The organism is Streptomyces sp. NPDC058665 (genome assembly GCF_042714995.1).
In the GTDB taxonomy this organism is placed as follows: Bacteria; Actinomycetota; Actinomycetes; order Streptomycetales; family Streptomycetaceae; genus Streptomyces.
Window position 1 is genome coordinate 41,786 of record NZ_JBHXRX010000019.1, and the last position, 18,812, is coordinate 60,597.

The window sequence follows — 18,812 nt, forward strand, 5'->3', positions numbered from 1 at the left end:
CGGTTCGCAATCATCACATCGGTAAGGAGGTCGGGATGGCCGCGCTCGCCTGGTTGCTGATTCCGCTCTTCGCCGCCGTCGGCGCGGCGATATGGGGAAGCTGGGTTTCAAGAAACCGATCCACCGAAGACGTGGCCGAACTCGCCGGCTACGCACGCTTCCGTGACGCGATGGCGAAGTCTCATCCGGCCACGACGGACGTCACCTAGACCGGCCCCGAGGGCGGCCCCGAGGGTGCACTGACAGACCCTTCCCGTACTGTCGTTCCATGCCACGCCGCACCGCGACGATGCTCGCTTCCACTCTCGTCCTCATCGCGCTGCTCTGTGCGGGAGTGTTCATCCGCGTTCCGTACGCCGAGATGAGTCCGGGGCCCACCGTGAACACACTCGGCGACGCGAATGGCGAGCCGGTGCTCCACATTGCCGGCCGCAAGACCTATCCCACGTCGGGCCATCTCAATATGACGACCGTCAGGGTCACCGGCGCGGATTACAAGATGAATGTGGTCGAGGCGGTCTACGGCTGGCTGTCGCACGACAACATCGTGGTGCCGCACAACACGCTCTATCCGGACGGCAAGACGGAAGAGCAGTCCACGCAGGAGAACGCCGAGGAGTTCAGCCAGTCCCAGGAGAGCGCGAAGGTCGCCGCCCTGAAGGAGGAGAACATCCCCGTCACGTCGCGGGTCGTCGTCTCCGCGGTCGTCAAGGACAGCCCCTCCGACGGCACGCTGCACGCCGGCGACGTCATCAAGGCGGTGGACGGCAAGACCGTCGAGGCGCCGCCGGACGTCGCCGAGCTCGTCACCAAGCACCAGCCGGGTGAGGACGTCGAGTTCACCATCATCCCGGCCAAGGTCGCGCAGGTGGCCGAGAAGGCCGGCAAGGAGCCCGAGGGCGCCGAGAAGGTGACGATCAGGACGGTGAAGTCGGACGATGCCGACGACCGCGCCATCGTCGGCATCCAGGCGGGGACGGACCACACGTTCCCGTTCGAGATCGACATCAAGCTGGCGGACGTCGGCGGGCCGAGCGCGGGTCTCATGTTCGCGCTCGGGATCGTGGACAAGATCACGCCCGGCGATCTCACGGGCGGCAAGTTCGTCGCGGGCACCGGCACGATCGACGACAACGGCAAGGTCGGCCCGATCGGCGGGATCGGGATGAAGCTCGTCGGCGCGCGGGACGCGGGGGCGCGGTACTTCCTCACGCCGGACGAGAACTGTTCGGCGGCGGCCTCCGACATCCCCAAGGGCCTCACGCTGGTGCGCGTGAAGAACATCAAGGACGCGACGGCGTCCCTGGAGAAGATCAAGAGCGGTGCGACGGACACTCTGCCGAGCTGCTCGACGAGCTAGGTGTATTGATCACGAACGTTGTCGAAAGATCCGGGGCGGGCCGGGAAAGGCATTCCCCGGACGGGGCCGCGGGCGCGGCCCCGTCCGGCGATCGGGGGCGGCCGGGGTTACGCCTCGAAGGTCGCGGCCAGGGCCTCGGCGAGGCCCGGGACCAGGCCCGCGCCCGTCAGCACCTGGGTCGGTGAGTCCTTCTCGCGCAGCCGCAGAGCCGAGTCGCGCGTCCCGTCACGCAGTACGGCGACCGTCATCCGTACCTCCTGGCGGTCCGGGTGCGCGGCGACCCACTCCACGAGCGCCGACTCGTCGAGCCCTTCGGGCACCGACGCCTCGGCGGACGGCGGCAGCATCAGACGCTCCACCGTGATCGCGCAGCCCGCCACCGCGCCGGGCCAGGCGATCGTGGCGAGGAACTCGTCGAGGGGCGTGCCCGCGGGGATCTCGTCCTGCTCGACGGGCGTGAGCGGGGCGGGTGTCGAGCCTTCGTCGAGACCGAGCTGGGTGGCCAGCTCCGGTTCGTCGGCCCGCAGCCGGGCCGTGTCGACGAGCGCGAAGAGCCTCGCCGGCTGGTCCCAGCCCAGGCCGGAGGCGTATTCGTCGATCTCCAGCACCGCACGGGTGATGGGTGTCGATGCGACCGGGCCCGACGCCGAAGGCGGCTCGTCGGACGAGGACGCGGAGGAAGAGTTGGAGGAAAGGTTGGACATGACCAACATCCTGCCTCCTTCCGACCCCCGTGCGGGAACTAGGTAAAGCCTCAGTAAGTTGCATGAGTGGGCCCTACGATCGCTTGGGCCCGCTTACAGACGAGATTCAGCTGCTTCACACGACCGCGAACTTCGAGGTGCGCACGTTGGCTTTCCAGATGCCGGACCGCGGCGGAGGCCCGACCGGGCCACGGATCAGAGTGGGCCGGCCGTCCAGACGTGCCCGGACCCTGCTCATGACACTGGGCATTCTGGCCGTTCTGGCCATGGTGTTCGTCATGTTCGCGGGGTTCTGGACCGACTGGCTCTGGTATCGCTCGGTGAAATACTCGTCCGTTTTCACCACCACCCTCTGGACCAAGATCGGCCTGTTCGCGGTCTTCGGTCTGCTGATGTCGGCGGCCGTCGGCGTCAACATCTGGCTGGCGCACCGGTTGCGCCCGCCGCTGAGCGCGATGTCGCTGGAGCAACAGAGCCTCGACCGGTACCGGATGGGCATCGCCCCGTACAAGAAGTGGGTGCTGCTCGGGATCACCGCCCTCGTCGGGCTGATCGCCGGAGCGTCCGCCTCCGGACAGTGGCGTACGTGGCTGATGTGGGTCAACGGGGTGCCCTTCGGGCAGAAGGACCCGCAGTTCAACATGGACGTGAAGTTCTACGCGTTCGATCTGCCCTGGTACCGCTTCATGCTCGGCTTCGGTTTCGCCGCCGTCGTACTGGCGTTGATCGCCGCCGCGCTGACCCACTATCTGTACGGAGGGCTGCGCGTCACCAGCCCCGGCGCGCGCGCGACGGGAGCGGCCACCGGCCATCTGTCGGTGCTGCTCGGTGTGTTCGTCTCGCTCAAGGCCGTGGCGTACTGGCTCGACCGGTACGGGCTCGCGGTCAAGGCGAGTGACTTCAAGGCGACCGGCAACTGGACGGGCCTGCGGTACGTCGACGCCAACGCCTATCTGCCGGCGAAGACGATCCTGTTCTGCATCGCCGCCATCTGCGCCGTGCTCTTCTTCGCGACGCTCTGGCGCCGCACCTGGCAGCTGCCGGTGATCGGCTTCGGCCTGATGGTCCTGTCCGCCATCCTCATCGGCGGCCTCTACCCGGCGATCGTGCAGAAGTTCCAGGTCCAGCCGAACGAGCAGGCCAAGGAAGCCCCGTACATCGAGAAGAACATCGATGCCACACGCGCCGCGTACGGCATCGACAAAGCGGATGTGACGGACTATTCCGGCAAGGGTGACCCCGACAAGAAGTCGCAGCAGCGTGAGGCGGCCGACTCGGCCGCCAGTTACCGGCTGGTCGACCCCAACGTCGTCTCGCCCGCCTTCCAGCAGCTCCAGCAGGAACGCAAGTACTACCAGTTCCCGGACACGCTGGACGTCGACCGCTACCTCGGCCCGGACAAGAAGCCGCAGGACACGGTCATCGGTCTGCGCGAGCTGAACATCACGGGTATCCCCAAGCGCAACTGGATCAACGACCACTTCACCTACACCCATGGGTACGGAGCGATCGCGTCCAAGGGCACCGGCACGGTCACCGACGAGAACGACGGCACCGTCGGCGCGCCCGACTTCACGGAGTCCGGGCTGCCGACCACCGGCCAGCTCGGCACGTACGAGCAGCGGATCTACTACGGCGAGAAGACACAGCAGTACTCGATCGTGGGCGGCCCGCAGAAGGAGCTCGACTACGAGAAGAACGGTGAGAAGACCACCAGCTACAAGGGCAAGAGCGGGGTCGATCTCTCCAACCCGGTGAACCGCGCGGCGTACGCCGTGGCGTTCAGCGAGCCGCAGATGCTCTACTCGGGCGCCATCGGCGAGGGTTCGCGGATCCTCTACAACCGCACGCCGAAGGAGCGCGTCGAGGCGGTCGCGCCCTGGCTGACCATCGACGGCGACGCCTACCCGGCCGTGGTCGACGGCAAGATCAAGTGGATCGTCGACGCCTACACCACGACGAACGGCTACCCGTACGCCTCCCGTACGACGCTGGGCGACACCACGGCCGACTCGCTGACCAACAACCAGCGTGCGGTCGTCGCGCAGCAGAACCAGGTCAACTACATCCGCAACTCGGTGAAGGCCACCGTCGACGCGTACGACGGCTCGGTCAACCTGTACCAGTGGGACACCGAGGACCCGGTCCTCAAGACCTGGATGAAGGCCTTCCCGAACACGGTGAAGCCGAAGACGGACATCGACGCGGACCTGCTGGCCCACCTGCGCTACCCGCAGGACATGTTCAAGGTCCAGCGTGAGCTGCTCACCCGCTACCACGTCACCGACGCCGCCCAGTTCTACAGCGGCTCCGACGCGTGGCAGGTGCCGGACGACCCGACGAACAAGGACAGCAGTGCGGTCCCGCCGTACTACCTGAGTCTGAAGATGCCGGGGCAGCCGTCACAGAAGTTCTCGCTGACGACGACGTTCACACCCAACGGACGCCCGAACCTGGGGGCGTTCATGGCGGTCGACGCCGATGCCACCAGCAAGGACTACGGCACCATCAGAGTCCTGAGAGTGACCTCCACGGTCCAAGGACCACAACAGGTGCAGAGTGAGTTGAACGGCGTGCCCGAAGTCGCCGAGTTCGTAAGGAACCTGAGAGGCACCGACTCGGACATCGAGTACGGCAACCTGCTGACGGTGCCGCTCGGCGGAGGGTTCCTCTACATCGAGCCGGTGTACGCCCGGGGTGGCAGCGCCAACTATCCGCTGCTGAAGAAGATCGCCGTCTCCTACGGAGGCAAGCCGGTCTTCAAGGACAGTCTGTCCGAGGCGCTGAACGCGGTGTTCGGTGTCGACGGGGCCGAGCCGCCACCGGAGACGCAGCCACCGGGCGACACGACGACACCGCCGGCCACCGGTGATGCCGCGCTCAAGAAGGCCATCGCCGACGCCCAGAAGGCGTACACCGACGGTGAGGCCGCCCTGGCGAAGCAGGACTGGGTGGCGTACGGGAAGGCCCAGGAGGCCCTCCAGGACGCCCTGGCGCGCGCGGCGGAGGCGGAGACGTCCACGGACACTCCGGCCAAGCCCCCGGCGGGCGGGAGCGGCGACAGTAGCTGATCAGTAACTACCCCGCGTCGTGGTACGGTTGGGACACAACGACGCGGGGTGGAGCAGCTCGGTAGCTCGCTGGGCTCATAACCCAGAGGTCGCAGGTTCAAATCCTGTCCCCGCTACTCAGTAGGACGAAGGCCCGGATCCGATCAGGATCCGGGCCTTCGCTCTGTGTTGTGGCGCCGCCGTGCCTGTTCGTGCCCGGTCCGTGACAGCCTGTCCGGTGAAGTGCGTGGCGATGACGGGGAGTTGGCCGCAGAGGTGTTTGAGTTGTCTCTCTGTGGGCATGTCGACAAAACGCTGAAGTGACCTTGGTGGCCGCGATATACCAGGTGTACGCGGGTAACAGGTGGTGCAACGATGGATTTTATGGGGGACAGGGCAACTCTGTTGGAGACAGGGCGGTTTGTACAGCGACAGGTAGAAAGCTCCGCCGAGACCGATAATTCCGCGGGCGCGGCCGGTGTCACACCGGCCGGCGGCCCCACGGAGAGCGCCGACGCCGAGACGGAGGCGCGCCACCGGCGTGCCGCCGAAGGCGGCGACGTCGCGTCGATGAGCGTGCTCGGCGCGCTGCTGCTGCGCCGCGGTGACCTCGACGCCGCCGAGAACTACCTGCGTGCCGCGACCGCCGAGGGCGACCGTGCCGCCGCCAACAACCTGGGTGTCCTTCTCCATCAGCGCGGTTACACCGAAGAGGCGTCGGGCTGGTGGCGGGTCGCCGCCGTCGCCGGTTCGGCCGCCGCCGCGCACGCGCTCGGCAGGCACTACCGCGAGCAGGGCGACGAGCCCGCCGCCGAGTACTGGCTGCGTCAGTCCGCCGAGCAGGGGCACGCGCTGGGCGCCTACGCGCTCGCCGACCTGCTGGAGCACCGCAGCGACGTCGGTTCGGAACGGTGGCTGCGGGCAGCCGCCGAACAGGGGCACCGGGAGGCCTCGTACCGCCTCGCGCGTGCGCTGGAGCGGCAGGCGCGCCAGGCGGCCCGTACCGGCAGCAGCGTCCGCGCCCTCATCACCGGCAGGGGCGAGCGCGACCGTACGGACTCCGGTGTGCGCAAGGCCGCCGTCGGCGCCGTCGGCATCGGCCCCGGTACGGGCCCCGGCGTCCTCGACACCGACGCCGGGCAGTCCCTCCTGACCGAGGCCGCCCAGTGGTACCGGCAGGCGGCCACGCGCGGGCACCGCCGTGCCGCGCTGCACCTCGGCGCGATCCTGGAGGGCCGCGGTGAGCTGAAGGAGGCCGGGCGCTGGTATCTGACGGCCGCCCAGGACGGCGAGGCGCGGGCCGCCTGCGCCCTCGGCTTCCTGCTGCGCGACGCCGGTGACGAGGAGAGCGCCGCCGTCTGGTGGCTGCGCGCCGCGCAGGAGGGCGACGGCAACGCCGCCAACGCGCTCGGCGCGCTCCATGCCGCGCGCGGCGAGCAGCAGACCGCCGAGCGCTGGTACCGGGCCGCGATGGACGCCGGCGACGTCAACGGCGCCTACAACCTCGGGCTGCTCTGCACCGCTCAGGACCGTACGACCCAGGCCGAGCAGTGGTACCGGCGCGCCGCGTACGCGGGCCACCGCGAGGCGGCCAACGCCCTCGCCGTACTGCTCCTCCAGGCCGGGGACCCGACGGGCGCCGAGCCGTGGTTCTCCAAGGCGGCCGAGGCGGGCAGCGTCGACGCCGCGTTCAACCTGGGCATCCTGTACGCGGGCCGTGACGATGACCGTGCGGCCCTCGTCTGGTACGAGCGGGCCGCGGCTGCCGGGCACACGGAAGCGGCCCTCCAGGTGGGCATCGCGTGCCTCAGGGATGGTGACGAGCAGGCGGCGGAGCGGCATCTGCGGTGCGCCGCGGGTGGCGGCAGCACGGAGGCGGCCTTCCGGCTGGCGACGCTGCTGGACGCACGGCAGCCGCCACCGCGCGCGCCGGCGCTCGGCGAGGCGCAGCCGGAGAAGACCGAGTGCGAGCAGTGGTACGAGCGCGCGGCCGAGCACGGTCACCGGCGTGCCCAGGTGCGGGTCGGGATGCTCGCCGCGGGCCGCGGCGACATGACGGACGCGGCGCGCTGGTACCGGGAGGCGGCCGAGGCGGGCAGCCGTAACGGCGCCTTCAACCTGGGGCTGCTGCTGGCTCGCGAGGGCAGCGAGCGGGAGGCGGCGCTCTGGTGGTCGCGTGCCGCGCAGGCCGGACACGGGCGCGCGGCGCTGCGGCTCGCGCTGCTCGCGGCCCGGCGCGGGGAGCTGGCCGAGGGGCAGCACTGGTGCGCCCGCGCGGTGGAGCTGGGACCGTCCGAGGTCACCGAGCGGGCGGCGCGGCTGCGCGAGGCGCTGCACCAGGAGCTGACGGCGTGAGCCGTGGTCGCGGCAGAGGCGGCCATGGCGCTGCCGACCGTCCTACCGGCGGTCCGGCGCCGAAACAGGGATTTGCGCTGGTCGACGGGGTGACGTAATGTCGAGTTCACCGACGCGGGGTGGAGCAGCTCGGTAGCTCGCTGGGCTCATAACCCAGAGGTCGCAGGTTCAAATCCTGTCCCCGCTACTCAGTAGGACGAAGGCCCGGATCCGATCAGGATCCGGGCCTTCGTCATGTTCACTGTTCACCGGGCGCCGGGCCCCGTGGGTGCGGTCGCTCGTCGGAGGGCTCAGGCCTGGGCGCAGTTCGGACAGGTGCCCCGGTAGGTCACTTCCACGTCCGAGATCGCGAAACCGAAGCGCTCCGTCGCCGGCAGGTCGGCCAGCAGATCGCCCGTCGGGTGGACGTCGCGGATCGTGCCGCAGTGCGCGCAGACCAGGTGGTGGTGCGGCCGGTGGGCGTTCGGGTCGTATCTTTTCGCGCGGCGGTCCGTTGATACCTCCAGGACCTCGCCGAGCGTCACCATCTCGCCCAGCGTGTTGTACACGGTGGCCCTGGAGATCTCGGGGAGCCTGGCGACGGCGCGTGCGTGCACCTCGTCCGCCGTGAGGTGTACGTGGTCCCCGTCGAGGACCTCGGCCACCACGCGTCGCTGGGCGGTCATCCGCCAGCCGCGTTCGCGAAGTCGTTCCAACAGGTCACTCATGAGGATCAGCTTAACAGTGACGGCGCCCAGATCCTGAACGAGTGTGAAGTTGGACCCCTACTTGACTTAGACAATGTCCATCGTAGGATCGCTACAGGCAATCGCCGAGCGACAGGTTCGGCTCGTACGACGCAGGAGGCGCACGTGACGCAGGGACCGCTCACCACGGAGGCCGGCGCGCCGGTGGCCGACAACCAGAACAGCGAGACGGCGGGCTCCGGCGGTCCCGTTCTGGTCCAGGACCAGGCTCTTCTGGAGAAGCTCGCCCACTTCAACCGCGAGCGCATCCCGGAGCGGATCGTCCACGCGCGCGGCGCCGGCGCGTACGGCACGTTCACGCTCACCCGCGACGTCTCGCGGTGGACGCGCGCGAAGTTCCTCTCCGAGGTCGGCAAGCAGACCGAGACGTTCCTGCGCTTCTCCACCGTCGCCGGCAACCTCGGCTCGGCCGACGCCGTACGCGACCCGCGCGGCTTCGCCCTCAAGTTCTATACCGAGGAGGGCAATTACGACCTCGTCGGCAACAACACCCCGGTGTTCTTCATCAAGGACGCCATCAAGTTCCCCGACTTCATCCACACCCAGAAGCGCGACCCGTACACGGGCAGCCAGGAGGCTGACAACGTATGGGACTTCTGGGGTCTGAGCCCCGAGTCGACGCACCAGGTGACCTGGCTGTTCGGCGACCGCGGCATCCCCGCCACGCTGCGCCACATGAACGGGTACGGCTCGCACACGTACCAGTGGAACAACGAGGCCGGCGAGGTCTTCTGGGTCAAGTACCACTTCAAGACCGACCAGGGCATCAAGAACCTCACCGCCGACGAGGCGAACGTGCTGGCCGGCACGGACCCGGACAGCCACCAGCGCGATCTGCGCGAGTCCATCGAGCGCGGTGAGTTCCCGTCCTGGACCGTGCAGATCCAGGTCATGCCGGCGGCGGAGGCGGCCAACTACCGCTTCAACCCCTTCGACCTGACCAAGGTCTGGCCGCACGAGGACTACCCGCCGGTCGAGATCGGCAAGCTGGAGCTCAACCGCAACCCGGAGAACATCTTCGCGGAGGTCGAGCAGTCGATCTTCAGCCCGGCGCACTTCGTGCCCGGTATCGGCCCCTCGCCCGACAAGATGCTCCAGGGGCGTCTCTTCGCGTACGGCGACGCCCACCGCTACCGCGTCGGCATCAACGCCGACCACCTGCCGGTGAACCGTCCGCACGCCACCGAGGCGCGTACGAACAGCCGTGACGGCTTCCTGTACGACGGCCGGCACAAGGGCGCCAAGAACTACGAGCCGAACAGCTTCGGCGGCCCCTTCCAGACGGACCGGCCGCTCTGGCAGCCCACCCAGGTCACCGGCGCCACCGGCAGCACCGAGGCCCCCAGCCACGCCGAGGACAACGACTTCGTGCAGGCCGGGAACCTCTACCGGCTGATGTCGGAGGACGAGAAGGCGCGGCTGATCGACAACCTCGCCGGGTTCATCTCGAAGGTGTCGCGCGACGACATCGCCGAGCGCGCGATCAACAACTTCCGTCAGGCGGACGGAGACTTCGGCAAGCGGCTCGACACCGCGGTCCAGGCCCTGCGCGGCTGACGGCCCTCGCCGATGAAGGGGTGGAGGCCGGGTTCCGGGACGGACCCGGCCTCCACCGTTGCTCCGGGATCCCTCTCCGGCTCAGCCCGTCAGCCGGTCAGCGCCGTAGGGCGGCGCCTGGCCGGTGCCCAGCAGCGGATGATGTCGCGTACGGACACGATGCCGACCGGTTCCCTGTCGTCGCAGACGATCAGATGACGGAAGCCGCCGTGGGTCATCGCCTCGGCCGCCTCCTCCAGGGTCCAGACCGGAGAGGCGTACACGACCTCCGTGGTCGTGTGTGTGCCGGCGAGTTCGACCTCGGGATCCTGCCCGGCGCCGATCGAGATCAGGATGTCACGCTCGGTGATGATCCCGAGCCCGCTGGTTTCGGTGTCCAGCACCACTGCGGCGCCGACCCGGCGTGCCGCCATCAGCTGCGCGGACTGGCGGAGTGTATGGGTGGGCCCGATGGTAAGAACCACCGTGCTCATGGCGTCACGGACGAGCATGGACGGAGCCACCTCCTAGGTGGTGAACCGGCCCCTCTGCTGGAGAACGGATTCACAAGCGCACAAGTGGGGGGACTTTCAGAGTGACACCGGCACGGTCCGTCAACAAGGGGGCGGGCGAAGCTGTCCACCCGGCGCGCGACGATCAGAGCCGTACGCCCCGGGCGCCCCAGGGGCTCCAGGTCCCCCGAATGGCCCATCGCCCCATGGATTAATTTCCCGGACGCCCTCGGCGGCGCCCGGGTGAGGGGTACCTGTCAGCAGCGCCGTCGTCAGTAGCGCTGGTTCAGATAGCCGAGCAGTTCCTCGTGCAGCACCCCGTTCGACGCCGCCGCGTTCCCGCTGTGCGGGCCGGAACGCCCGTCCAGGCCCGTGAACCGCCCGCCCGCCTCCTGCACGATGATCGCCGGCGCCGCCATGTCCCACAGCGAGAGCTCCGGCTCCGCGCACATGTCCACGGAACCCTCGGCGACCATCATGTACGGCCAGAAGTCGCCGTACCCGCGCGTACGCCAGCAGGCCCGGGTCAGATCCAGGAACCCGTCGAGGCGGCCCTGCTCCTCCCAGCCCTTCAGTGAGGAGTGGGCGAACGAGGCGTCCCCCACCCGCGAGACCTTCGAGACCCGCAGCCGGGTCGCCGACGAGAGGCTCCGGCCCGAGTACGCGCCGCCGCCCTTCGCCGCCCACCAGCGGCGCGCCAGCGCGGGCGCCGACACCACGCCGACCACCGGCTCGTAGCCGCCCTCGCCCGCCACCATCAGAGAGATCAGCGTCGCCCAGACGGGCACGCCGCGTACGTAGTTCTTGGTGCCGTCGATCGGGTCGATCACCCAGCGGCGCGGGCCCGTGCCCTCGATCCCGTACTCCTCGCCCAGGACGGCGTCACGGGGGCGGGCGCGCTGGAGATTGCCGCGGATCAGCTCCTCGGCCGACTTGTCGGCCTCACTCACCGGGGTCATGTCCGGTTTGGTCTCGACCTTCAGGTCGAGGGCCTTGAACCGGTCCATCGTCGCGGCGTCGGCGGCGTCCGCGAGGACATGGGCGAGTCGCAGATCATCGTGGTAATCGGGCATGGTCGTCACAGTATCGACAGCGCCCAAGATCGGGCTACGGCCCATGGGCAGCCGGACCGGCTCCGGGTCCTCTTGACAGCGCGCGAGGCTGCGTCAACTCTGAGTGCGGAGCCGAACGGCCCGGGAGGCACCGATGCCTACAGCGCGTGAAGCCCTACTCAATGCCGCTCTTTCGGCGCTCACGGACCAGTCCTGGTCCGCCGTCAGGATGGTCGATGTCGCGTCGGCCGCCGGGGTCTCGCGGCAGACCCTCTACAACGAGTTCGGCAGCAAGGACGGTCTGGCCCGCGCCCTGGTACGGCGGGAGGCAGACCTCTATCTGCACGGCGTCGAGCGACTGCTGACCGAGCCCGCCGACCCGGTGGACCGGCTGGTGTCGGTCGCCGAGTGGACGGTGGCCGAGGCGCGCTCCAGACCCCTGCTGCGTGCCCTGCTCACCGACTGCTGGACCGATCGCCATCCGGCACCCCGTCCCGTACGCCCCGCGGCCCCTCCGGGCGGCGCGCCCGCGCAGCGCCGCGCGGACGCCGGGGCGCCCGCGCCCGCGGACCTGGTCGCGGCGGTACGGAACCGGGCCGTCGCCGCCCTGGACCCGGCGCGGCCGGACCGCCGGAGCCGTACGGAGGCGGGTGGGCCGCCGCGTACCGAACCTCTGCGGGTGCAGGCGGGCCGGGTGCAGCGGGCGCGCGTCGAGCAGGCGCGGGCGGATCAGGCGCGTGCCGAGCAGGCTCGGGCCGAGCGGGGGCGTACACCCCAGCACCGCAGACCCGAGCGCGCGCGGCCCGACCAGCCCGAGTCCGCGGAGCTGGCCTTCCGCTGCGAACTGGCCGTACGGCTCGCCCTCGCACATGTCGTCGCGCCCGACGGCGAGCCCGTAGGACATCTGGTGCGCGCGGCCGTGGCCGGCCCGGTCACGGGGGTCAGTGCTGGGACGAGCCCGAGAGCTGGAGGCCGATGACGCCGATGATGACCAGCGAGATCGAGACAATCTTCAGCGTGGAGACCAGGTCGTCGAGGAAGACCATCCCGTAGATCGCCGTACCGGCGGCGCCGATGCCCGTCCACACCGCGTACGCCGGTCCTACGTCGAGCTTCTTGAGGGAGAGGGTCAGCAGACCGAAGCTGGCGAGTGCGAAAACCGCGAAGGCGATCGTCGGCCAGAGCCGGGTGAATCCGTGGGAGAGCTTGAGACAGACGGCGAAGCCCGTCTCCAGCAGCCCTGCGACCACGACCAGCAGCCACGCCATCGTTAGTGCCTCCCGCATCGGTGACCGCGTCGTTCCCGCGCCTTGGAAACCCTTGCTAGACCTTGCCAAGACTTGGTGAGTTTATGCACTCATCAAGGCTTGCAGAGGGCAAACATGGCGGGACCGGTGGGGGATCAGTCGCCCTCGCGCCGCTCCCGGGTCGAGAGCAGCCGGCGCAGCGAGTCGAGCCTCGACGGGTCCGCGTGCCCCTCGGCCACCCACGCGTCGAGCGCGCAGTCCGGCTCGTCGTGGCTGCACGCGCGCGGGCAGTTCTCCGTCCCCGGTACGAGATCCGGGAAGGCCAGGATGACGCGCGAGGGATCGACGTGGTTCAGACCGAAGGAACGGATGCCGGGAGTGTCGATGACCCAGCCCTCCGCCTTCTCCAGCGGCAGCGCCAGCGCGGACGTGGTGGTGTGTCTGCCGCGCCCGGTGACGGCGTTGACCTGGCCGGTCGTCCGGCGCCGCTCGTCCGGGACGAGCGCGTTGACCAGGGTCGTCTTGCCGACGCCGGAGTGCCCGACGAACGCGGTCGTACGGCCCGAGAGGTATTCGCGTACGCGGTCGGCGGCCTCGCCCGTTTCCAGTTCGTCCCGTCGCGTGACGACGTATCGGATGCCCAACGGCCGGTAGGTCTCCAGGAGTTCGTCCGCCGGCGCGAGGTCCGACTTCGTCAGGATCAGCAGCGGTTCGAGGCCCGCGTCGAAGGCGGCGACCAGACAGCGGTCGATCAGACGGGGCCGTGGCTCGGGGTCGGCGAGGGCGGTCACCACGGCGAGCTGGTCGGCGTTGGCGACGATCACGCGCTCGTACGGGTCGTCGTCGTCCGCCGTGCGCCTCAGTACGGAGCGGCGCTTCTCGATCCGTACGATGCGCGCCAGCGTGTCCTTCTTGCCGCTGAGGTCCCCGACGAGCCACACCTGGTCGCCGACCACGGCGGCCTTGCGGCCCAGTTCCCGCGCCTTCATCGCCAGGACGACGGTGTCGCCCACCAGACAGGTCAGCCGGCCCCGGTCAACGGTCAGCACCATTCCCTCGGCCGCGTCCTCGTGCTTGGGACGGATGTTGGTGCGCGGTCGGTTGCCCTTGGGGTTGGGGCGGGAGCGGATGTCGTCCTCGTCGGGGTTCTTGCCGTAGCGCCGCATCGCGTCAGGCTCCCGCTCCCGCGAGCATCTCGGTCCACATCCGCGGGAAATCGGGCAGGGTCTTGGAGGTCGTCGCGACGTTCTCGATCTCCACACCGGTGACGACGAGGCCGATGATCGAGCCGGCCGTGGCCATGCGGTGGTCGTCGTAGGTGTGGAAGACACCGCTGTGCAGGGGGCGCGGGCGGATGTGGAGGCCGTCGGCGGTCTCGGTGACGTCGCCGCCGAGCTCGTTGATCTCCTTGGTGAGGGCGGCCAGCCGGTCCGTCTCGTGGAGCCGCAGATGGGCGACGCCGCGCAGGGTGGACGGGCCGTCGGCGAGCGCCGCGACGGCGGCGATGCCGGGGGTCAGTTCGCCGACCTCGCCCAGGTCGATGTCGATGCCGTGGATCCGGCCGGAGCCGGTGAAGTGGAGCCCCTGCGGGGTCAGTTCGCAGGAACCGCCCATTTCGGTGAAGATCCGGCGCAGTGCGTCACCGGGCTGGGTGGTGCGGGTGGGCCAGTCTCGTACGGTCACCCGGCCGCCGGTCACGAGGGCGGCGGCGAGGAACGGCTGGGCGTTGGAGAGGTCCGGCTCGACGGTCAGGTCCCGGCCGAGCACCGCGCTGGGGGAGACCCGCCAGACGTTCGGCTCACCGCCCGTCTCCGGCTCGTCGACCTGGGCGCCGACGCCGCGCAGCATGTCGACGGTCATGCGGATGTGCGGCAGCGACGGCAAGGTGGCGCCCACGTGCCGTACCTCGACGCCCTGGTTGAAGCGCGGGGCGGAGAGCAGCAGCGCGGAGACGAACTGGGACGACGCGGAGGCGTCGATCTCGACGGTGCCGCCGTCGAGCGCGCCGCCGCCGTGCACGGTCAGCGGGAGCGATCCGCGTCCCTCGTCCTCGATGCGGGCGCCGAGGGCGCGCAGGGCGTCGATGACGCCGTGGAGCGGGCGTACGTAGGAGCGGGGGTCGCCGTCGAAGTGGATGGGACCGTCGGCGAGGGTCGCGACGGGCGGCAGGAAGCGCATGACCGTTCCGGCGTTGCCGACGTCGACCGTGGCCGGGCCGTGCAGACCGTTGGGGAAGATCCGCCAGGCCTCGCCGGTGAACGAGGGGCTGCCCGCGCCGCGTACGGGGGTCATGGAGCCGGCGGCGACCGAGCTGGAGGAGACCGTCTCCTCGATGCCGACGCCCATCGCGCGCAGGGCGTCCGCCATCAGGAGGGTGTCGCGGGAGCGAAGGGGCCGGCGCAGCCAGCCCGGTTCGGCGGCGAGCGCGGCGAGGACGAGGCCACGGTTCGTGACCGATTTCGAACCGGGCACGGTGACCGTCGCTTCGACGGCCCCGCTCGCGTGAGGGGCGGGCCAGAGGGCAGGGTGCACGGCGCTTTCGGTCATGGTCTTTACTTTAATGGCTGCACAACGGCCGCGATCCCGATCAAATACGTTGAAATCGGGGCGTAATGCGAAGGTGGTATGGGAGCCTCCGGGCGGCTCGCGACGCCTCACGCGCCCGCCCTACAACCCCAGCAGCCAGGTCCCTCCGCCGATCAGTGAGCACAGCGAGACGGCGTGGAAGAGGAGCAGCCACATCACCGGCGGCACGTGCGTCAGCCGTGCGAGCTGGTCGGCGTCGGAGTCGGGGGCGCCGCCGTGCCGCCGCTTGGACTGGAGCTCGAAGGCCGGCCGTACGCCGCCGAGGAGCAGGAACCACACGGCGGCGTACGCGAACGCGGCCTGCACGGTGGGGCTCGTCAACCAGGAGATCAGCAGGAAGGCGGCACCCGTCACGATGACGGTGAGCGCCCCGTACGCGTTGCGGATCATGACCAGCATCACCAGCAGCAGGGCCGTCGCCAGCCAGAGCAGCAGCGTGATGTGGTGCGCGGTGAGCAGCCAGGCGCCGCCGAGGCCCAGCAGGGACGGCGCCGTGTAGCCGGCCGCCGCGGTGAGGATCATGCCGATGCCGGTGGGCTTGCCGCGGCTGACGGTGAGGCCCGAGGTGTCGGAGTGCAGGCGGATGCCGTCGAGCTTGCGGCCGGTGAGGAGGGCGACGAGGCCGTGCCCGCCCTCGTGGGCGATGGTGACGGCGTTGCGGGACAGGCGCCAGAGGGGCCGCGGGCCGACGGCGATGAGCGCGACGGCGGCGGTCGCGATCACCAGCCAGTCCTCCGGGACGGGCTGGGTGCCGAAGACGCGATCCCACAGATCGGCTATGGAGGCGGCCGCGAGGGCGCTGGAGTCGGTGCTGATCATCGCTCGGGCGGCTCCTTAGGAGGATGTGCGTCGTCGCAGTGTGGCACTTGTGTGCGGGGCGGGGGCCTCGCACAGCGGACAGAGGCATTCAAGCCACCTGCGGTCAAGGGCAGTTCAAGTCTTGACGACACCCGAGAGCTGCTGCCATGGTCTAGACCTAGTAGAACATTCGAGTACTGGTAAGCCCCGCGACAGCGCTCCACCGGACCGTCACCGGATCTCAGTGGCTGTCGATGCAACTGTTCGTGCACCTTCGCGAGTTCCCCACACGCAGTGAGTCCGTAACGGGCCCCGGCCGCCTGTGCCCCAGGCGCCGGTCCCGTCGGGCGTCACCACGAAGGAGTTGTCATGCACAAGAAAACTCGTCTCGCGCTCATTCTGAGCGCGGCGGTCGCACCGATCATCGCCGTCACCCTCCCCGCCCCGACCGCCTCCGCGCACGGCTGGATCAACTCGCCCGCCAGCAGGCAGGACCAGTGCAAGACCGGCGTCGTCTCCTGCGGCGACATCAAGTGGGAGCCGCAGAGCGTCGAAGGCCCCAAGGGTCAGAAGAACTGCCACGGCGGCGTCGGCCGGTTCGCCGAGCTGAACGACGACAACAAGGGCTGGCAGCGCTCCAACATCAGCGCCAACCAGACGTTCACCTGGACGCTGACCGCGCGGCACCGCACCAGCACCTGGCAGTACTTCGTCGGCGACACCAAGGTCGCCGAGTTCAACGACGGCGGCGCGCAGCCCGGCGCGACCGTGAGCCACAACGTCAACTTCGGCAGCATCCGCGGCAACCAGAAGGTCCTGGCCGTCTGGAACGTCTACGACACCGCGAACGCGTTCTACGCCTGCGTCGACGTCAACATCCGCTGACCGAAGCGGAGTCGAGCTGACACATGTCCCTGTCGGGGCCGGGGTTCTCCCCGGCCCCGACAGGCATGCAGGCCCCCTCTCCGCGAAGCGGCCCACGCCGACGGCGGACAATCTGCGAGGGTTGGTGGCGTGTCGGTAGCGTGACCCGGCGCAGTCGCGTCGGCAGGTCGAGGAGTGGTTGAGCATGTGCGGTCGGTACGCGGCGAGCCGGAAGCCGGAGGATCTCGTCGGTCTCTTCGAGGTCGAGAAGTGGGAGCCCGATGAGACCCTCGCCGCCGACTGGAACGTGGCACCTACCAAAGAGGTGTACGTCGTCCTGGAGCGCCCGGTGAAGGGCGCCGACGATCCCGCCCCCGTACGGCAGCTCCGCACGCTCAAGTGGGGGCTCGTGCCCTCCTGGTCCAAGACGCCCGAGGGCGGCGCCCGGATGATCAACGCGCGGGCCGAGACCGTGCACGAGAAGCCGTCCTTCCGGCGCCCCTTCACCTCCCGGCGCTGTCTGATACCGGCCGACGGCTACTACGAGTGGGTCACCGCAGCCGAGGAGCGGCAGCTGGAGGAGAAGGGCAAGAAGAAGCGGCCCCGCAAGCAGCCGTACTTCGTCACCCCGGCCGACGGGTCGGTCATGGCCATGGCCGGTCTGTACGAGTTCTGGCGCGACAAGACCCTGCCCGACGACCACCCCAACGCCTGGTGGGTGACCTGCTCGGTCATCACGACCGAGGCGGAGACCGGCCCGCTCGGGGTGGCCCCGGCCGAGGGACCGTCCTCGCTCGCCGACATCCACCCCCGGATGCCGCTGATGCTGACGCCCGACCGGTGGGACGCCTGGCTGGATCCGGCGCGTACGGACCTGGACGACCTGCGTGAGCTGCTGGCTCCGCCGCCCGAGGGGCTGATGCGGGCCTATCCGGTGGCGACGGCCGTCAGCAACGTACGGAACAACGGTCCGGAGCTGCTGGAGGAGCTGGCCGCGCCCGAGGAGAGCACCCTCTTCTGAGCCTCTGAGCCTCTGAGCCTTCCGGGTCCTGAGAGCGCCTTCTCCAGAGGAGGACGCGCCGATGTGATCCTGGTGTCATGCAGAGCGAGACCGTCGAGACCCCCGCTGGCGACGCCCGTATCACCTGGCACCCTCCCAAGAAGGGGACGGCGGCGCGCCTCGTCCTCGCCGTCGGCCACGGCGCGGGCGGCGGCATCGAGGCGCGGGACCTCCAGGCCCTCGCCGCCGCTCTGCCGCCGCTCGGGGTGACCGTGGCCCTGGTCGAGCAGCCCTGGCGGGTGGCTGGGAAGAAGCTCGCGCCCGCGCCGAAGACCCTCGACACCGGCTGGCGGGCACTCTGGCCGGCGCTGGCGAAGCCCGGTCTGCCCGTCGTGGCGGGCGGACGCAGCGCCGGGGCGCGGGTGGCCTGCCGTACGGCGCGGGAGCTGGGCGCCCACGCCGTACTGGCGCTGAGCTTTCCGTTGCACCCGCCGGGCCGGCCCGAGAAGAGCCGCGCCGACGAACTGCCCGGCGCCGGGGTGCCGACCCTCGTCGTCCAGGGCGGGAACGACCCCTTCGGGAAGCCCGGCGAGTTCCCCGGGCAGCTTCCGGACGGGCGTTCCGACGGCGGTTACGAGCTGATCGAGGTGCCGTACGGAGATCACTCCTTCAACGTCCCCAAGCGGGCCACCCTCAGTCAGGAAGAGGCCCTGACCGTGATCACCGACGGCGTCGGGAAGTGGATCGCATCACAGTCGGCCCGCTGACGCGGCGTGTCCGGCCACCCGGGAATGTGCGGTCGGTGACGGCTGTTGTGCGAGGTGTCGGTATACAGATCCTGGAAAGGGAGTCCGTCGTATGGGATCGACCATCTGCCCCGCCCGGTCGCACGCCACCGAAGTGGAGTGGACGGTGCTCTCCGCACCCAGGACCACGCACGCCCGGTCGTCGGCCGAGGCGCCCACGAAGCCCGCCCCGGCACACGGTCGACTATTCTCCGAT

17 protein-coding genes and 2 tRNA genes are annotated in these 18,812 nt (G+C 69.7%); 11 read left to right on the forward strand and 8 right to left on the reverse strand.

Features of this window, described 5'->3' with window-relative positions; translation table 11 throughout:
* Positions 1 to 35 precede the first annotated feature (35 nt).
* Both ACFWV8_RS14715 and ACFWV8_RS14720 read left to right on the forward strand, forming a co-directional pair.
* Positions 36 to 209 (forward strand): hypothetical protein, encoded by a 174-nt coding sequence (locus ACFWV8_RS14715; protein ID WP_384201039.1) that lies wholly within the window; start codon positions 36 to 38, stop codon positions 207 to 209.
* A gap of 59 nt (positions 210 to 268) precedes the next feature.
* Positions 269 to 1,360: a PDZ domain-containing protein gene (locus ACFWV8_RS14720; RefSeq protein WP_384201041.1), complete on the forward strand. Its 1,092-nt coding sequence runs from the start codon at positions 269 to 271 to the stop codon at positions 1,358 to 1,360.
* Positions 1,361 to 1,467: 107 nt separating this feature from the next.
* Here ACFWV8_RS14720 and ACFWV8_RS14725 read toward each other — a convergent pair whose 3' ends face one another.
* Entirely contained in the window at positions 1,468 to 2,064 is a 597-nt protein-coding gene (locus ACFWV8_RS14725; RefSeq protein ID WP_384201043.1) for a PPA1309 family protein, read from the reverse strand.
* Between the two features lie 158 nt (positions 2,065 to 2,222).
* On the opposite strand from ACFWV8_RS14725, the gene ACFWV8_RS14730 reads away from it, so the two are divergent.
* The 4 genes from ACFWV8_RS14730 (at position 2,223) to ACFWV8_RS14745 (ending at position 7,656) form a co-directional block, all read left to right on the forward strand.
* Positions 2,223 to 5,135 carry a UPF0182 family protein gene (locus tag ACFWV8_RS14730; protein ID WP_384201197.1) on the forward strand — a complete coding sequence of 971 codons (2,913 nt, stop codon included), beginning with the start codon at positions 2,223 to 2,225 and terminating at the stop codon, positions 5,133 to 5,135.
* A 42-nt stretch (positions 5,136 to 5,177) separates the two neighbouring features.
* Positions 5,178 to 5,251: transfer RNA gene (locus ACFWV8_RS14735), tRNA-Met, on the forward strand.
* Positions 5,252 to 5,489: 238 nt separating this feature from the next.
* Positions 5,490 to 7,469: a tetratricopeptide repeat protein gene (locus ACFWV8_RS14740; protein WP_384201045.1), complete on the forward strand. Its 1,980-nt coding sequence runs from the start codon at positions 5,490 to 5,492 to the stop codon at positions 7,467 to 7,469.
* 113 nt (positions 7,470 to 7,582) lie between these two features.
* Positions 7,583 to 7,656, forward strand: a tRNA-Met gene (locus tag ACFWV8_RS14745).
* A gap of 103 nt (positions 7,657 to 7,759) precedes the next feature.
* Here ACFWV8_RS14745 and ACFWV8_RS14750 read toward each other — a convergent pair.
* Entirely contained in the window at positions 7,760 to 8,176 is a 417-nt protein-coding gene (locus ACFWV8_RS14750; RefSeq protein WP_384201047.1) for a Fur family transcriptional regulator, read from the reverse strand.
* Positions 8,177 to 8,320: 144 nt separating this feature from the next.
* Here ACFWV8_RS14750 and ACFWV8_RS14755 point away from each other — a divergent pair, with 144 nt between their 5' ends.
* A complete protein-coding gene (locus tag ACFWV8_RS14755; RefSeq protein ID WP_384201049.1) occupies positions 8,321 to 9,772 on the forward strand; it encodes a catalase in 1,452 nt (483 codons plus the stop codon).
* 89 nt (positions 9,773 to 9,861) lie between these two features.
* Here ACFWV8_RS14755 and ACFWV8_RS14760 read toward each other — a convergent pair whose 3' ends face one another.
* Positions 9,862 to 10,263, reverse strand: coding sequence for a cyclic nucleotide-binding/CBS domain-containing protein (locus ACFWV8_RS14760; RefSeq protein WP_384201051.1), 402 nt, complete (start codon positions 10,261 to 10,263; stop codon positions 9,862 to 9,864).
* Between the two features lie 272 nt (positions 10,264 to 10,535).
* Positions 10,536 to 11,336, reverse strand: coding sequence for a histidinol-phosphatase (gene hisN, locus ACFWV8_RS14765; RefSeq protein WP_329381866.1), 801 nt, complete (start codon positions 11,334 to 11,336; stop codon positions 10,536 to 10,538).
* A 133-nt stretch (positions 11,337 to 11,469) separates the two neighbouring features.
* On the opposite strand from hisN, the gene ACFWV8_RS14770 reads away from it, so the two are divergent.
* Positions 11,470 to 12,294 carry a TetR/AcrR family transcriptional regulator gene (locus ACFWV8_RS14770; protein ID WP_384201054.1) on the forward strand — a complete coding sequence of 275 codons (825 nt, stop codon included), beginning with the start codon at positions 11,470 to 11,472 and terminating at the stop codon, positions 12,292 to 12,294.
* Here ACFWV8_RS14770 and ACFWV8_RS14775 read toward each other — a convergent pair.
* From ACFWV8_RS14775 to ACFWV8_RS14790, 4 genes are all read right to left on the reverse strand, one after another.
* Positions 12,257 to 12,583 carry a multidrug efflux SMR transporter gene (locus tag ACFWV8_RS14775; protein WP_189105567.1) on the reverse strand — a complete coding sequence of 109 codons (327 nt, stop codon included), beginning with the start codon at positions 12,581 to 12,583 and terminating at the stop codon, positions 12,257 to 12,259. The two genes, ACFWV8_RS14770 and ACFWV8_RS14775, sit on opposite strands and share 38 nt — an antisense overlap.
* A 134-nt stretch (positions 12,584 to 12,717) precedes the next feature.
* On the reverse strand, positions 12,718 to 13,728 hold the full coding sequence (gene rsgA / locus ACFWV8_RS14780) for a ribosome small subunit-dependent GTPase A (RefSeq protein ID WP_384201056.1): 1,011 nt from the start codon (positions 13,726 to 13,728) through the stop codon (positions 12,718 to 12,720).
* Between the two features lie 4 nt (positions 13,729 to 13,732).
* On the reverse strand, positions 13,733 to 15,109 hold the full coding sequence (aroA, locus tag ACFWV8_RS14785; protein ID WP_384201058.1) for a 3-phosphoshikimate 1-carboxyvinyltransferase: 1,377 nt from the start codon (positions 15,107 to 15,109) through the stop codon (positions 13,733 to 13,735).
* Positions 15,110 to 15,229: 120 nt separating this feature from the next.
* Positions 15,230 to 15,967, reverse strand: coding sequence for a M50 family metallopeptidase (locus tag ACFWV8_RS14790; RefSeq protein ID WP_384201060.1), 738 nt, complete (start codon positions 15,965 to 15,967; stop codon positions 15,230 to 15,232).
* A gap of 348 nt (positions 15,968 to 16,315) precedes the next feature.
* On the opposite strand from ACFWV8_RS14790, the gene ACFWV8_RS14795 reads away from it, so the two are divergent.
* The 3 genes from ACFWV8_RS14795 to ACFWV8_RS14805 all read left to right on the forward strand — a co-directional run bounded on the left by ACFWV8_RS14795 (position 16,316) and on the right by ACFWV8_RS14805 (position 18,577).
* Entirely contained in the window at positions 16,316 to 16,831 is a 516-nt protein-coding gene (locus ACFWV8_RS14795) for a lytic polysaccharide monooxygenase auxiliary activity family 9 protein (protein ID WP_384201062.1), read from the forward strand.
* Positions 16,832 to 17,015: 184 nt separating this feature from the next.
* On the forward strand, positions 17,016 to 17,831 hold the full coding sequence (locus ACFWV8_RS14800; protein ID WP_384201064.1) for an SOS response-associated peptidase: 816 nt from the start codon (positions 17,016 to 17,018) through the stop codon (positions 17,829 to 17,831).
* Positions 17,832 to 17,908: 77 nt separating this feature from the next.
* Positions 17,909 to 18,577: an alpha/beta family hydrolase gene (locus tag ACFWV8_RS14805; RefSeq protein WP_384201066.1), complete on the forward strand. Its 669-nt coding sequence runs from the start codon at positions 17,909 to 17,911 to the stop codon at positions 18,575 to 18,577.
* Positions 18,578 to 18,812 lie beyond the last annotated feature (235 nt).